Origin of the sequence: Segatella hominis (assembly GCF_019249725.2) — a bacterium.
In the GTDB taxonomy this organism is placed as follows: Bacteria; Bacteroidota; Bacteroidia; order Bacteroidales; family Bacteroidaceae; genus Prevotella.
This window is the reverse complement of sequence record NZ_CP137559.1, coordinates 1,863,187-1,877,886: the sequence shown is the minus strand read 5'-3', so window position 1 is coordinate 1,877,886 and position 14,700 is coordinate 1,863,187. Positions and strand designations below refer to the sequence as shown.

Sequence of the window (14,700 nt, the reverse complement as noted above, 5' to 3'; positions counted from 1 at the left end):
TTAAAATATGTATTTAAATTTGGGTGTAAAGGTAACAAAAAATATTGGAATCACCTTATACTATTTCAGATACTTCTTCAGCCACAAATCGAAGAACTTGTCATATACCACGTAGGCATCATCCTGCTGGGTGATGAAATCTTTTTCCAGCAATCCCTTCAAGGCAGAGTTGACAGAACTTGGTGATGGGAGGTGGTATTTCTTGGCAAAGGCTCCGCTCTTTACGCTTCTGGCTTCGCCCTCTGCAGAGATGGCAATGAAGACATTGCGCTGCTTTTCCGGCATCTGGCGTAGAAGGGTCTCGTAGGTGTCTTTTCTGCAAAGATACAACTTTTATTCCGATTATCATAAAGTGATTATCATAAAATGATAATGAAATAAGGAATTTTATCATTTGACGATTATCATAAACTAATAATTATGATATGGAGACTCCTCTAATGTCAATAGAAAAAAGGGTTGCAATCCTCGAAAATATGGATTGCAACCCTTTATACCTTATTATATATAAGAGTTAAGGTTACTCTATGATATACTCTTTGGGAGTGACTTATTACAGCTGAGCCAACTCTACAACCTTATCTACTGCAGCGCTCAAGCCGTCCTTGTTTTTACCGCCAGCCTGGGCATAGTGAGGCTGACCGCCACCGCCACCCTGAATCAACTTGGCAGCTTCGCGAATCATCTTACCTGCGTTCAAACCGTGATCCTTAACCATATCATCGCTGAACATTACGCTGAGCATAGGCTTGTCGTTATAAACAGAACCTACCACGCAAATCATGTTCTCTGGCAATGCCTCGCGAACCTTGAATACCAAATCCTTGGCAGCTGCTGGCTCCATTGGTAATACGGCTGTAACAACCTTCACACCGTTGATTTCTCTTGCATTCTCTACGAGCTTATCCTTAGTGCGCTCCACAGCCTGAGCCTGGAACTTCTCAACATCCTTCTTCAAGGCATCGTGCTCGTCGATGTACTTTCTGATAACACCCTCGAGATCCTTGGCGTTGTTGAACAAGCCCTTCAACGCTACGATGGTATCCTGCAAGCCGTAGATTGCCTCCTCGCATGCCTTACCTGTCAAAGCCTCGATACGGCGGATGCCGGCTGCAACGCTGCTCTCAGAGATAATCTTGAAGAAACCAATCTTGCCGGTGCTCTTGGCGTGAATACCACCACAGAACTCAGCAGATGGACCGAAGCGAACCACACGAACCTTGTCGCCATACTTCTCGCCGAAGAGGGCGATAGCGCCAAGTTCCTTAGCCTCCTCGATAGGAGTATCGCGGTGCTCATCCAATGGATAGTCGGCACGGATCATCTCGTTTACCATGTGCTCTACCTTGCGGAGCTCCTCATCAGTTACCTTCTGGAAGTGAGAGAAGTCGAAACGCAAGGTGTCCTTATCTACATAAGAACCCTTCTGCTCTACGTGCTCGCCCAAAACCTGCTTCAGACAGTAGTCGAGCAAGTGGGTAGCTGTATGGTTGGCAGCGCTTCCCTCGCGGCTCTCGATATCAACGCAAGCCATGAAGTCAGCATTTACATCCTTTGGCAACTCCTTTACGATGTGGATGCTCTGGTTGTTCTCACGCTTAGTGTCGATGACCAGAATGGTCTCATTCTCGCTGACGAGCACACCCTTGTCGCCAACCTGTCCACCCATTTCGCCATAGAAAGGAGTGTTGTCGAGTACCAGCTCATAGAAACTGTTCTTCTTCTGAGTCACTTTGCGATAGCGGAGGATGTGGCACTCATATTCTGTATAGTCGTAACCAACGAAATTTTGGTCGCCTTCCTGCAATACCTCCCAGTCACCGTTCTCAACGGCAGCAGCATTGCGGGCACGTTCCTTCTGCTTCTTCATCTCCTCATCGAAGCCGGCTGCATCAACGGTGTAACCATTCTCACGGCAGATCAACTCTGTGAGGTCGAGAGGGAAACCGTAGGTATCGAAGAGGCGGAATGCGCTCACGCCGTCGAGTTGAGTCTCGCCATGAGCCTTGAGCTCGTCCATATCACCATTGAGGAGGTTGATACCCTTCTCCAAGGTGCGGAGGAATGAATCCTCTTCCTCTTTCATCACGCGGGTGATGAGTTCCTGCTGAGCTGGCAACTCTGGGAAGGCTGCACCCATCTGCTCTACCAATACATTGACGAGCTTGTACATGAATGCCTGCTTCTGACCGAGGAATGTGTAAGCGTAACGTACGGCACGGCGCAAGATACGGCGGATTACGTAACCAGCCTTGGCATTGCTTGGCAACTGGCCGTCGGCGATAGAGAAGGCTACGGCACGGAGGTGGTCGGCGCAAACACGCATAGCGATGTCGACCTTCTCCTGCTCATCCTTGCCCTCACCATTTTCACCGGTAGGAGTAGTAAAGCCATACTTCTTGCCAGAGATTGTCTCAATTTCCTTGATGATTGGCTGGAAGATATCTGTATCATAGTTAGAGTGCTTGTCCTGCAACATGCGAACCAAGCGCTCGAAGCCCATACCTGTATCGATAACGTGCATTGGGAGTGGTTCAAGAGAACCATCAGCCTTGCGGTTGTACTGCATGAACACGATGTTCCAGATTTCGATGACCTGAGGGTTATCTTTGTTTACCAACTCACGGCCTGGCACCTGAGCCTTCTCTTCCGGAGTACGAGAATCCACGTGAATCTCTGAGCAAGGACCGCAAGGACCTGTTTCGCCCATCTCCCAGAAGTTGTCGTGCTTGTTACCATTGATGATGTGGTCGGCTGGCACGTGCTTAGCCCAGTAACCTGCAGCCTCGTTGTCGCGTTCCAGACCTTCCTCCTTGCTACCCTCGAATACGGTAACATAGAGGTCGGCTGGGTTGAGCTTCAAAACTTCAGTAAGATACTCCCATGCCAAATCAATGGCACCCTCCTTAAAGTAGTCGCCGAAGCTCCAGTTACCGAGCATCTCGAACATGGTGTGGTGGTAAGTATCGTGACCCACCTCTTCGAGGTCGTTGTGCTTACCGCTTACACGGAGACATTTCTGAGTATCAACACGACGTACATCCTTGCCTGGATCTTTTGTACCGAGGATGATGTCTTTCCACTGGTTCATACCAGCGTTTGTAAACATCAGCGTAGGGTCATCCTTGATAACCATAGGTGCTGATGGAACAATTTTGTGGCCTTTTCCTTCGAAGAATTTCTTGAAGGATTCGCGCACTTCATTAGCTGTCATCATATCTATTTTATATTTATCTTTAATTTCTATTTCCTGTTTGGAAGAGGGGATGGCGACATCCTCTCTTTGAATTATTTTTGCCCTTTAGGGCATTTTCTCCCCAAAAACTTTGCAAAGATAAGAAGAATTGTTTAATTTTGCAACTAAATTAATTATTTTTGAAATTTAAGTGGGTAAAATATGGCATTAAATACAGATAAACCGGTGAAATTATACTACTCCATCAAAGAAGTAGCTGAAATGATAGGGGTGAATGAATCTACTCTGCGTTATTGGGAGAAGGAGTTTACCTTTATCAAACCGAAGGTTACTGCCAATAAGGTGCGTCAATATACAGAGAAGGATATTGAGCAGATTAAGGTGATTTATTCGCTGATCAAAGTGAAGGGATTTAAGATTGCTGCTGCCCGAAAATATCTCCAGCAAAACCGTTCCGGTGCTGATAAATCATCGGAAGTCTTGGATACTTTGATTAGCGTGAGAGATCAGTTGAAAGACTTGAAAAAGCAAATCGATACATTGGTCTAAGCTGGGAACTGTTTTTATTTTAGCACTGTTTTTTAGGCACGGATTATGTAGATTGCACGGATTTAATATTATGAATATGATATTCCAATATGGAGGATTATAGAATATTCTGATATTAGGAATACAAAAGAGGAATAAGATAATGGGAATGAAACCTGCTTGGAGGTTTTTGTTTTTCCCTTATCCTATTCCTCTTTTTTAAAAGAAATCTTCTTTTATAGAAATCTTCTTTTTGTTTTATCTAAATCTTCCTTTTTGATGGCGGAAGATTACCAGCAATCTTCTCCGAATGCATCAAGAAGCGTTACTTTGGCAGCTTCTTTCTTGGTGAGTTGCTTGCTCCATTTTACACGATTCTTGGTTGATGCTCCTTCGCCTTTGTTGCCATATTCTGCATAACGGGCAGTTTCTTCATTCTTGGCATTATTCCAGTTGTGCCATCCTTCTGGACGGATATGTTTGCCCAGTTCACAATCCATGAAAATGGTGGCTGCAAATGGACGCCAAGGACGGCCTAAATATACTTTGTCCACATCCTTGTCGGCTGTCAGTCTGCACTTGTAGAAGACATAGCCGTACTTCTGACCTGCTGGGGTAGAGGCTGCTGTGATATAGCTGTTTGCCTTGCTGTGGATTTCGCAATTCTGGAACCAGGCAATACTTGGACCGAAGATGAAATCAGTTGTTCCCTCGATATAGCAGTCGTAGAAAGCTACTCTTGTGCCACCTACGCCAGTATAGACTGTATCCTGATTGCCCAATAAGCGGCAGTTTTGTACCAGGATATGGTCGCCTTCTGTATGCAGGGCTACTGCCTGTCCTAACTTGGCTGCATTATTTTCAATGGTGATATCCTTGAGCGTGATGTAGCTTCCTTGAACCTTGAGGGTATAGGTGCGGAAGGTGCCCATCGGTTTACCTTTTACGGCTGCTTCTGAATCCAGACCGCCTACTGGCATCTTGATGTTGGCATGGTCATCCCACGTAATGATGGTGTTGTCACGGTCTTCACCACAGATGGTGATGTTGGTGAACCACGATGGGATGATGAGCTTTTCCTTATACACTCCTTTTTTTACATAGATGACCTTGGTATAGTCCATGAAGGCTCTGCAGACTTCGATGGCTTCGTCGATGGTGCGGAATTCACCTGTTCCATCTCGGGATACTACCAGGGTATCCGGGTTGTCATACTTGTTGGCGGCAAGCACTGGCCATGCCGCCAAGAATAGCATCATTGCTAATAATACCTTTTTCATTGTTTACAGTAGATTTATATAGAATTATAATATTCTCTGCACATCCTGCAAGTCCTCGATATTCTTGAGCATATCGGTAATCTTCTTAACCTCATCTCTATCGTGGACACGAAGTTCGATGGTACCGTCGAAGATACCATTGTCGCTGCTGATGGTAAGCTTGTGGATATTGACACCCAACTGGTCGCTGATAACCTTGCTTACATCAAGCAACATGCCCTTGCGGTCGATGCCCTGTATCTCGATGGTTGCATCAAAGAGTAGCTGCTTGTGCATGTCCCATTTGGCATCTACGATGCGGTTGCCATAGCTGGATTTCAACTTGGCTGCTACCTGGCAGGCACGCTTGTGTATCTCTATGCGGTTCTTGTTGTCGATGAATCCCATGATGTCATCTCCAGGGATGGCATGGCAACAGGTAGGGAAGATAAACTGGTTGATGTTTTCTTCTGTGATGATCAGCGGTTTCTTCTTATTGAAATCCTTGCCCACAATGAAGAGTTCTTCCTTTTTCTCTGTGCCGGTTTCCTGCTTTTTCTCCTTGCTCTTGCTGCCGAGGAATGGGATATAGTTGCGCCAACTGCTGGATTGTTTTTCCTTCTTGTTCTTACCCTGCAGTTCGTCGAGATCCTTTTCTCCTAAGATGATGGTATGGTTGCCTAAAGCCAGGAAGAAGTTCTCATGCTTCTGGATGTTATGGAAGTCGCAAAGTTTATCTACGATAGACGTTGTTGTCTCCATCGCATTCTTCTGGAGCCACTCGCTGAGTACTTCCTCACCTTTCTTCTGTATCTCACGGTTGTCTCGTCTCAGAATGGCCTGTATCTTGCTTTTTGCCTTGGCTGTGCTGACAAAGTTGATCCATGCTGGTTGTACATGCTGGCTCTTACTGGTCAGAATTTCCACCTGGTCGCCACTCTGCAACTTATGGCTGAGCGGAACCAGTTTATGATTGACCTTGGCACCGATACAATGGCTTCCCAAGAAGGTATGGATCTGGAAAGCGAAGTCGAGTGCAGTACAGTCGGCTGGCATGGTCTTGATTTCTCCCTTAGGAGTGAAGACGAAGATTTCTGATGCAAAGAGGTTGAGTTTGATGGCATCAAGGAAGTCCATGGCATCCGGTTGTGGGTCATCCAGAATTTCCTTGATGGTGCCGAGCCAGTCGTTCAGCTCGTTTTCATCCTCAGTATATTCGTTTTCTCCCTCTTTGTATTTCCAGTGTGCGGCAAATCCCTGTTCTGCCACTTCGTCCATGCGGTCTGAGCGAATCTGTACTTCTATCCAGCGTCCCTGCTTACTCATCAGGGTGACGTGGAGGGCCTGATAGCCATTTGCTTTCGGATGGTTGAGCCAGTCGCGCAGACGGTCTGGATGACTCTTGTATATCTTGCTGATGGCTACATAGATATTGAAGCATTCGTTCACCTCGTTTGCCCTTTCTTTAGGGGTAAAGATGATGCGGACTGCCAGAATATCGTAGATTTCGTCGAACGAGACATGCTTGTTCTGCATCTTGTTCCAGATGGAATAAGGGCTTTTTACACGGGCTTTGATCTTGTATTCTACGCCCAACTTATCGAGTTCTTCACGGATAGGGGCGGTAAACTGTGCAAAGAGATTGTCACGCTGTGCTTCTGTATCTGCAAGTTTATGCTCTATGTTGGCATATTCCTGCGGGTGGTCGTATTTGAAACTGAGATTCTCCAATTCCGTCTTGATCTTGTTCAGTCCCAGGCGGTTAGCTAATGGAGCATAGATGTAGAGCGTTTCTCCGGCAATCTTGTATTGTTTGTTGGCCGGTTGGGAAGCGAGGGTACGCATGTTGTGCAGACGGTCGCAGATCTTGATGAGGATGACACGGATATCATCGCTCATGGTGAGCAGGAGTTTCTTGAAGTTTTCTGCCTGCGCAGAAGCCTTATCTCCAAAGATACCACCGCTGATCTTGGTCAGTCCATCTACAATCTGTGCTATTTTAGCACCGAAGATATTGGTGATGTCTTCTACAGTATAGTCAGTATCTTCCACCACGTCATGAAGCAGGGCTGCACAGATACTGGTAGAGCCTAATCCCATTTCTTCGCAGGCGATTTGAGCCACGGCGATAGGGTGCATGATATATGGCTCACCAGAGAGTCGTCGTACTCCTTTGTGAGCTTGTCGTGCAAAGTTGAAAGCTTTCGTTACGATATCTACTTTCTTGCGGTGGCGTGAAGCCACGTATGTGTCTATCAAATGCTGGAAAGCATCATTGATGAGCTTGTTGTCAGCCTGCTCTCTTTCCAGTTCCTTCAAGTTCTGATCGTTCATGGTTTTACCCTCCTGCTGAAATTTTTAGTTGATGAATCAGTATGTGTTGTCTGTCGGCAAATCAAGGTGTTTTACTTCACCTTGATCTTCTTGCCGGCACGTATTGTGTTACCAGAAATACCATTCAGTTTGCGAAGTTTCTTCACGGTCGTGTGATTGCGTGCTGCTATTTCTGATAAGGTGTCGCCATTCTTGATGGTTACACTCTTGCTGCGAGTTGTCTTTTTCTTTTTTGATTTCTTGCTCTTTCTGCTGTAAGAGCTTTTACTTCTTGAACTGTAAGAAGATCTGCTGCGGCTATAACTGTGGTTGCGGCCTACAGATGGTGTATCTTCCTTGACATCCACTACATCGCGTTTCAACAGCAGTTCATCGGTCTTGAAGTTGTAGATAGAGTCTTCATTGTCGATGAATGCTCCCACGAGAGATTCTGGCAGACGTACGGTCTTAGGCTTGTTGAGTCCGTTGACGATGTCGCGGCGGTATTCTGGGTTGAGGTTGCGCAGATGTTCGATATTGATATTCAATACCTGTGCAATCTGCTCTAAGTGAAGATCTCTGTTTACTACTACGGTGTCGGTCTTGGCTGGCAACTCTGTGACCATCGGACAGATATTATGCTCGCAGTAGTAGTTCATGATATAGTTGGCTGCGATGAATGCTGGTACATATCCACGGGTCTCCTTTGGGAGGTATGGATAGATGTTCCAGTAGTCAGCAGAACCCTTGGCACGGTGGATGGCCTGGTTTACCTTGCTTGGACCGCAGTTGTAGGCCGCGATTACCAATCCCCAGTCATCGAAGATCTTATAGAGGTCACTCAGGTAGTGGGCTGCAGCATAAGATGCTTTCACCGGGTCGCGGCGCTCATCTACCAATGAGTTTACTTCCAGTCCATAGCGCTTGCCTGTGGCCAGCATAAACTGCCAGAGACCTGTGGCACCTACTCTTGAAACAGCCTTCGGATTGAGCGCTGATTCAATGACTGGCAGATATTTCAATTCCAAAGGCAGGTTGTATGCCTCCAAAGCCTCCTCGAAGATAGGCATGTAGAAATTGCTGGCTCCCAACATAAAGCTGACAGAGCGGCGTAACTTGCCGCTATAGCGGTCGATGAATTTCTGTACCACCTCATTGTATGGCATCTCTATGATGGTAGGGAGTCTCTTCAGGCGGTCGATATATACCTCTTTAGGGTATGTTCGGTTTTCGTCCTTGTAGTTGCATGCTGTATCCAGCATCATATATGTCTGAGCATTGTAGAGATGGAGTAGGCTGTCGAGATTGTCCTCCAAACCGGTAGGAACTTCGATTTCTTCTGCTTTTCCGTCTTTGTCTGTTACGGTGATTACATCATCGTTGTCACCGTTTTCGGTTTGCGCTTGCATTCCGGTAGAACAGCTAAGCAATATAGCTGCAAATATGATTACTTTCTTCATTCTGATATAATGGTCTATTTTGCTTTTTCGATTTTCTTATATATATAATAATGTATATAGTTTCTTCCCGTAATGTTTTTCCCTTTTCCTGAATGGGTATTTCCCTTTTCCTGAAGAGGCAGGAAGGTTTTCTTTAGAATGTGAGAGAACATTGCAGGCCAAGCGTAGAAGAACGCAATGGGTTGCGGGTTCTCTGGTTGTTGTTGATTACCGTAGGCTCTACTCTGAGCGACAGGTCGTCTGAGATGTCAAATTCAGAGAGGGAAGCATCCACGTATGCATCAATGACGGAGAAGGCATATACGCCTATCATCACAAACATACTCATGTCTCTCCATCTGCGATAGCGGTCTTTGCGTTTGCGGAAGATTTCCTTATATCGCTCTATATTGCTGGCATCTATTTGGGCTCCCAAGTGCAAGAACTGGTTGTAGCTCTGTGTGTTGGGGTCATCGTCCATGATGTCCAGATATGCCTGTGAGTAGTCATGATACATCTGGTTGTTCCAGCTCATGGCATAGGCACATCCCACGAAGCCGCCGTAGATGATAGGCAGCTTCCAGTATTTCCTGTTGTAAATCTGTCCTGCACCCGGCAATACGAGAGCAAGCCACATGGCACGCTTGGTGTCTGGTCTCCAGGTGGCCCAGTTGCGCTTCTTTCTCAGCGCTTTAGGGGCGAGTGCTTTGCTCAGGGAGGCACTGTCGATGGTAATCGAATCCTCCAGGCTCAGGCTTTCTACGGCGAGTGAGTCCTTTTGTGCCATCGCCTGTGTTGTGCCCAGCCATAGCAGTGCCATGATGCAGATATGTGATAACTTGAAATTCACTTTCTTAATTTTTGTTTTGGTTTAATTGGTCGAAAACGCTCATGATGCGCTCCAATTCTTCCTCGTTGGCGAAAGGAATGCTGATTTTTCCCTTGCCCTTTGGTGAACAGGTGAACTGTACTTTGGTGTTGAGGAATTTAGAAAGACGGTCTTTCAGCATCGTAAACTCCTCTGGTACCTGTGACTTGGATGTGATCGTCTTCTTGCCACTCTCGATGTCCTCACCGTTTTTCAGGTGCTGCACCATTTCTTCTACCTTTCTAACTGAGTAACCGTTTTTCTGGATTTCCTTGAAGAGTTTGATTTGTAGCGACGGACTGTCAAGTGCAAGCAGTGCACGGCAGTGTCCCATGTCGATTTCCTTCTTCTGCAATGCCATCTGTACTTGGGCAGGCAGTTTCAGCAGGCGGAGGTAGTTGGCAATGGCTGCTCTACTCTTGCCCACGCGCTCGGAAATCTTCTCTTGTGTCATTCCCTCGTTTTCCAGGAGATGCTCATAGGCAAGGGCGATTTCGATGGCGTTGAGGTCCTGGCGCTGGATATTCTCCACCAAAGCCATTTCCATCACGTTCTCGTCGCTGATGGTGCGGATGTAGGCAGGGATAGCCAGGAGACCAGCCAGTTGGGACGCTCTCCATCGGCGCTCACCGGCGATAATCTGGAATCTGTTTTCCGATACCTGTCTCAGGGTGATGGGCTGGATGATACCGATAGCCTTGATGCTTTCAGCCAGTTCGTGCAAGGCTTCCTCGTCAAACTCACGGCGAGGCTGGTTGGGGTTCGCTTCTATCTGGTCGAGCGCTATCTCATTGATGGTGCTGCTGCCCTGGGTGCGAACGCCTTCTGTTGATATCAATGCATCGAGTCCACGACCCAAGGCATTGCTTTTCGTTCCGTTATTGTATTTCTTATGTACTGCCATTATGTTGTTTTTAAGTGAAGAGTGAAGAATTCTCTTGTCTTTACTTGTTAACTATTCTTGTTGATGATCTCTTTTGCCAGTGCCAGATGGTTCTTGGCACCGTTTGACTCTGCATCGTAGAGGATGACAGGGAGACCGTGACTTGGACTTTCGCTCAACTTCACGTTGCGCTGGATGACACTCTTGAACACCAGTTCCTGGAAGTGTCGTTTTACCTCGTCATAGATCTGGTTGGCAAGGCGGAGACGGCTGTCATACATGGTGAGCAGGAATCCTTCGATTTCCAGTTTCGGATTCAGCTTACTCTTGATAATCTTGATGGTGTTGAGCAGCTTGCTGATACCTTCAAGAGCGAAATATTCGCACTGTACCGGGATGATGACGCTGTCGGCTGCGGTAAGCGAGTTGACAGTGATGAGTCCCAGTGAAGGAGAACAGTCGATGAGGATATAATCATAATCATCGCGGATAGGTTCCAGCAAGGTCTTGATTACTTTCTCACGGTTCTTAAGGTTGAGCATTTCTATTTCAGCACCCACCAGGTCGATATGGCTTGGGATAATGTCCAAACCGTCAATATCGGTGGTATATATCGCATCGCGGACATCGGCATGGTCGATGATACATTCGTAGAGCGAGCAGTCCACCTCCTTGATATCGACACCCAAACCGCTGGAGGCGTTTGCCTGAGGGTCAGCGTCAACAACGAGGACAGTCTTCTCCAATGTGGCCAGCGATGCAGCCAGATTGATAGTAGTTGTAGTCTTTCCTACACCACCTTTTTGATTAGCTAATGCGATAATTTTTCCCATTTTCTATATGTTATAATAGTGAAAATCGATGCAAAGATACATATTTTATGCGAGAAATACGTTACTTTATAGTTTTTTTATTACTTTTGCACCCAAAAGAAAGGAAATTTTATGGAAAATAAGAAACCTTTAGTTTTAATTTCGAATGATGATGGCTATCATGCCAATGGTATCAAAACGCTCGTCGGCTTCCTCAAAGGTTGGTGCGACGTGCTGGTTGTGGCTCCTGAAAGTGCCCGGTCGGGATATGCCTGTGCCTTTTCTGCCACAGAACCATTGCGACTGAAACGCCGCAAGAATATGGGAGAGGATGTGGAAGTATGGTCATGCAGCGGTACGCCTGTTGACTGTGTGAAGTTGGCATTAGATCAATTGCTCTCTGGGCGTACTCCAGACTTGATTCTGAGTGGCATCAACCATGGTGATAATTCCAGTGTCAACAATCATTATTCCGGTACGATGGGTGTTGCCAAGGAGGGGTGCATGAAGCGTATTCCTTCTGTGGCCTTCAGTAGTTGCAATTACGATGAGAATGCCGATCTTTCTCCGTTGAAGGATGGGGTTGTCGCTATTGTGAAGAAAGTACTTGCGGAAGGTTTGCCTATTGATACCTGTCTGAATGTGAATTTCCCTGCGAATCCGCCTTTCAAGGGCTTTAAGATGTGCCGCATGACTCGTGGTTCCTGGATTCATGAGGTGGAAAAGCGTCATCATCCGCGTGGCTACGATTACTATTGGATGGTGGGAGAATATCGCAATGATGAGCCGGAGGCTACTGATACCGACCAGTGGGCTCTGAATCATGGATATATCTCCATTACACCTACCAAGATAGATGTGACAGACTATGAATTACTGAATAGTTTCAAGATTTAAACCTTCACTCAAGGATTTTATAAACTTCTCACGCTAAGATATGAAGTATTATTTGATAGTAGGCGAGGCAAGTGGTGATTTGCATGCCAGCAGATTGATGCGCTCGTTGAAAAAAGTGGATGAATTGGCAGAGTTTCGTTTCTTCGGCGGTGACTTGATGGCTGCTGAAGGTGGAACCCGTGTCAAGCATTATAAGGAACTGGCATATATGGGTTTTGTGCCGGTTCTCCTGCATCTGCGTACCATCTTTGCCAATATGAAAAAATGCAAGCAGGATATTGTGGAATGGAAACCTGATGTGGTGATTCTTGTAGATTATCCGGGTTTTAATCTGAATATTGCTAAGTTTCTGAAAAAGAACACTTTGATACCTGCTTACTATTATATATCTCCTAAGATATGGGCATGGAAGGAATGGCGTATCCGCAGTATCAAGAGGGATATAGCCGAACTCTTTTCCATCTTGCCTTTTGAGGTTGATTTCTTTGAGAAAAAACACAAGTATCCGATTCATTATGTAGGCAATCCTACGGCACAGGAGGTGAATGAGTTCAGAGCGGATTATCATCAGACATACGCTGAGTTCTGTGTTGAGAATAATCTGGACACAAGAAAGCCTATTATAGCTCTGTTGGCTGGTAGTCGTCTGCAGGAAATCAAGGATAATTTGCCAGCCATGATAGAGGTGGCTGAGCGTTTTGAGGATTATCAGATGGTCTTGGCTGGTGCTCCTTCTGTTGATGATGAATATTATCAGAAATTCATTGAGGGAACTCCTGTCAGGTTGGTCAAGAACAAGACATATCCGCTTTTGGCTCAAAGTAAGGTGGCATTAGTAACCAGTGGTACTGCCACATTAGAGACGGCTCTTTTTGATGTTCCGCAGGTTGTCTGCTATGAGACACCGCTTCCTAAACTGATACGTTGGGCTTTCAATCATGTCCTCAAGGTGAAGTATATCTCATTGGTCAATTTGGTGGCCAATAAGGAAATCGTGAAGGAGATGTTTGCCGACCGCTTTACGGTGGATGGTATTGCCGACCAGTTCTTCCAAATTCTTCCAGGAATGCCTGGCAGAGAAAAAATGTTAGCAGGTTATCAGGAGGTTCGTGAGAAATTGGGCAATCGCATAGCTCCAGATCAGGCTGCTACCATCATGTATGACCTGATCAAGAAGCATCGAGAGGAATTGATTCGTCTGGCAAAGGAAAGGGCTGAGGCTGAGGCTAAAGCGGCTGCTGAGGCTGCTGAGCGTGCAAGAATCAAGGCAGAACAGGAGGCTGAACGTGCAAGGATTAAAGCCCAAGAAGAGGCTGAACGTGCCCGTATTAAGGCAGAGGAACAGTTGCGAATAGCAGAAGAACAAATGAGGAAGGCGCAGGAAATGAGTGAGGAAAATTCCCATCAGAATCCTCCAGTCTCAGAATAGGTCTGACCAGTTTTTATCATATTTTATATCCTAACGGAAGTGGGGTAAGAGGTGTTGCAGCTGTTTTTGCTTGCCTGGACGGGAAATAATCGGTAGTGCGATATCTTTTTACTTGTATGAAACAAAAAGGACGTACTTCTTTGCGAAGCACGTCCTGATAATATAAAATGTTTCTTGTTTGTTGAACTTATAGGATTGACTTATCCGAACAGTTGGAGGGTGTAGAGATAAATCACTGCGGCAGGAATTGCCATAAGTGAAGAATCGAAACGGTCGAGCATACCTCCGTGTCCCGGAAGAATATTGCCACTGTCTTTCACGCCGATGGTGCGTTTGAATAGGCTCTCTACCAAGTCGCCCCATGTGCCAAATACTGCGACTACCAAACCTAATCCCATCCACTCAGGGATGTTCAAGGTATGCAGGGTTTCTCCTGAATTGGCAAAGTAACCGACGATGGCTGCAGCGATCAGTACGAAGATACCTCCGCCGATGCTTCCTTCCCAACTCTTGGCAGGGCTGATGCGAGGGAAGAGCTTGTGCTTTCCGAAGAGAGAGCCACTGCAATAGGCACCTGTATCATTGGTCCAGAGGAAGATGAATATGCTCAGCGGTAAGAGCATGTCGTAATGTATCTGTCCGTCTTCTGCTGATACTTCAAATGCCAATACGTTGATGAGCGAGAATGGGAGAGCGATGTACATCTGTGAAAGCATCGTGTAAGCCCAGTCGCCAACAGCATTCTTATTGCCTGTATATAACTCATAGATGAAGAGATATACAATCGTGAAGATGTATGGGATGAAGACTACGAAGTTGTAGCCTGTAACACCCGTACGGAATCCCGCTACGGCAAGGAAGAAATATACACCTGCTACGGTAGAGATGAAGCGGTTGACGCAAACGTCTTCTATCTCATTGTTGACTAACCCGCAGTATTCCCAGATACTCAGGCCAGTGATCAGAGCGAAGAGGAGTACCATTGCTCTCGGTTGCAGGAAACATGAAACCATACAGCCGACGAAGAGTACGCCGGTGATGGTTCTGATGATAAGGTTCTTTTGTTTGTCTGTCAT

General features: G+C 46.2%; 10 protein-coding genes and 2 pseudogenes. 3 read left to right on the top strand and 9 right to left on the bottom strand.

Features of this window, described 5'->3' with window-relative positions; genetic code table 11:
* Positions 1 to 60: 60 nt before the first annotated feature.
* Together KUA50_RS07785 and alaS are read right to left on the bottom strand one after the other, a co-directional pair.
* Positions 61 to 312 (bottom strand): annotated as a pseudogene (locus KUA50_RS07785) (ATPase); the annotation flags it as partial.
* A 241-nt stretch (positions 313 to 553) separates the two neighbouring features.
* Entirely contained in the window at positions 554 to 3,217 is a 2,664-nt protein-coding gene (gene alaS / locus KUA50_RS07780; RefSeq protein WP_218456834.1) for an alanine--tRNA ligase, read from the bottom strand.
* 180 nt (positions 3,218 to 3,397) lie between these two features.
* Between alaS and KUA50_RS07775 the strand changes: the two genes are divergently transcribed.
* Positions 3,398 to 3,745, top strand: a complete 348-nt coding sequence (locus KUA50_RS07775; protein ID WP_218456835.1) for a MerR family transcriptional regulator — start codon at positions 3,398 to 3,400, stop codon at positions 3,743 to 3,745.
* A gap of 269 nt (positions 3,746 to 4,014) precedes the next feature.
* Here the strand turns inward: KUA50_RS07775 and KUA50_RS07770 are convergent, their stop codons facing one another.
* From KUA50_RS07770 to KUA50_RS07745, 6 genes are all read right to left on the bottom strand, one after another.
* Positions 4,015 to 5,004: a pectinesterase family protein gene (locus tag KUA50_RS07770; protein WP_218456836.1), complete on the bottom strand. Its 990-nt coding sequence runs from the start codon at positions 5,002 to 5,004 to the stop codon at positions 4,015 to 4,017.
* Positions 5,005 to 5,028: 24 nt separating this feature from the next.
* A complete protein-coding gene (locus tag KUA50_RS07765) occupies positions 5,029 to 7,317 on the bottom strand; it encodes a RelA/SpoT family protein (protein WP_218456837.1) in 2,289 nt (762 codons plus the stop codon).
* Positions 7,318 to 7,388: 71 nt separating this feature from the next.
* Positions 7,389 to 8,756, bottom strand: a complete 1,368-nt coding sequence (locus tag KUA50_RS07760) for a lytic transglycosylase domain-containing protein (RefSeq protein ID WP_218456838.1) — start codon at positions 8,754 to 8,756, stop codon at positions 7,389 to 7,391.
* 133 nt (positions 8,757 to 8,889) lie between these two features.
* On the bottom strand, positions 8,890 to 9,522 hold the full coding sequence (locus KUA50_RS07755; RefSeq protein ID WP_233524683.1) for a DUF5683 domain-containing protein: 633 nt from the start codon (positions 9,520 to 9,522) through the stop codon (positions 8,890 to 8,892).
* A gap of 67 nt (positions 9,523 to 9,589) precedes the next feature.
* A complete protein-coding gene (locus KUA50_RS07750) occupies positions 9,590 to 10,507 on the bottom strand; it encodes a ParB/RepB/Spo0J family partition protein (protein WP_118117812.1) in 918 nt (305 codons plus the stop codon).
* Positions 10,508 to 10,554: 47 nt separating this feature from the next.
* Entirely contained in the window at positions 10,555 to 11,319 is a 765-nt protein-coding gene (locus tag KUA50_RS07745) for a ParA family protein (RefSeq protein ID WP_022110309.1), read from the bottom strand.
* A 111-nt stretch (positions 11,320 to 11,430) separates the two neighbouring features.
* On the opposite strand from KUA50_RS07745, the gene surE reads away from it, so the two are divergent.
* Both surE and lpxB read left to right on the top strand, forming a co-directional pair.
* Complete coding sequence (gene surE, locus KUA50_RS07740) at positions 11,431 to 12,195, top strand: 5'/3'-nucleotidase SurE (protein WP_218456839.1); 765 nt, start codon at positions 11,431 to 11,433, stop codon at positions 12,193 to 12,195.
* 40 nt (positions 12,196 to 12,235) lie between these two features.
* Positions 12,236 to 13,369, top strand: a pseudogene (gene lpxB, locus KUA50_RS07735) (lipid-A-disaccharide synthase); the annotation flags it as partial.
* 455 nt (positions 13,370 to 13,824) lie between these two features.
* Here the strand turns inward: lpxB and KUA50_RS07730 are convergent.
* Complete coding sequence (locus KUA50_RS07730; protein WP_118117806.1) at positions 13,825 to 14,700, bottom strand: phosphatidate cytidylyltransferase; 876 nt, start codon at positions 14,698 to 14,700, stop codon at positions 13,825 to 13,827.

Coding starts and splice junctions, on each gene's coding strand:
- alaS (WP_218456834.1), bottom strand. CDS start 3,217: ATGATGACAGCTAATGAAGTGCGCGAATCCTTCAAGAAATTCTTCGAA.
- KUA50_RS07775 (WP_218456835.1), top strand. CDS start 3,398: ATGGCATTAAATACAGATAAACCGGTGAAATTATACTACTCCATCAAA.
- KUA50_RS07770 (WP_218456836.1), bottom strand. CDS start 5,004: ATGAAAAAGGTATTATTAGCAATGATGCTATTCTTGGCGGCATGGCCA.
- KUA50_RS07765 (WP_218456837.1), bottom strand. CDS start 7,317: ATGAACGATCAGAACTTGAAGGAACTGGAAAGAGAGCAGGCTGACAAC.
- KUA50_RS07760 (WP_218456838.1), bottom strand. CDS start 8,756: ATGAAGAAAGTAATCATATTTGCAGCTATATTGCTTAGCTGTTCTACC.
- KUA50_RS07755 (WP_233524683.1), bottom strand. CDS start 9,522: ATGGCACAAAAGGACTCACTCGCCGTAGAAAGCCTGAGCCTGGAGGAT.
- KUA50_RS07750 (WP_118117812.1), bottom strand. CDS start 10,507: ATGGCAGTACATAAGAAATACAATAACGGAACGAAAAGCAATGCCTTG.
- KUA50_RS07745 (WP_022110309.1), bottom strand. CDS start 11,319: ATGGGAAAAATTATCGCATTAGCTAATCAAAAAGGTGGTGTAGGAAAG.
- surE (WP_218456839.1), top strand. CDS start 11,431: ATGGAAAATAAGAAACCTTTAGTTTTAATTTCGAATGATGATGGCTAT.
- KUA50_RS07730 (WP_118117806.1), bottom strand. CDS start 14,700: ATGACAGACAAACAAAAGAACCTTATCATCAGAACCATCACCGGCGTA.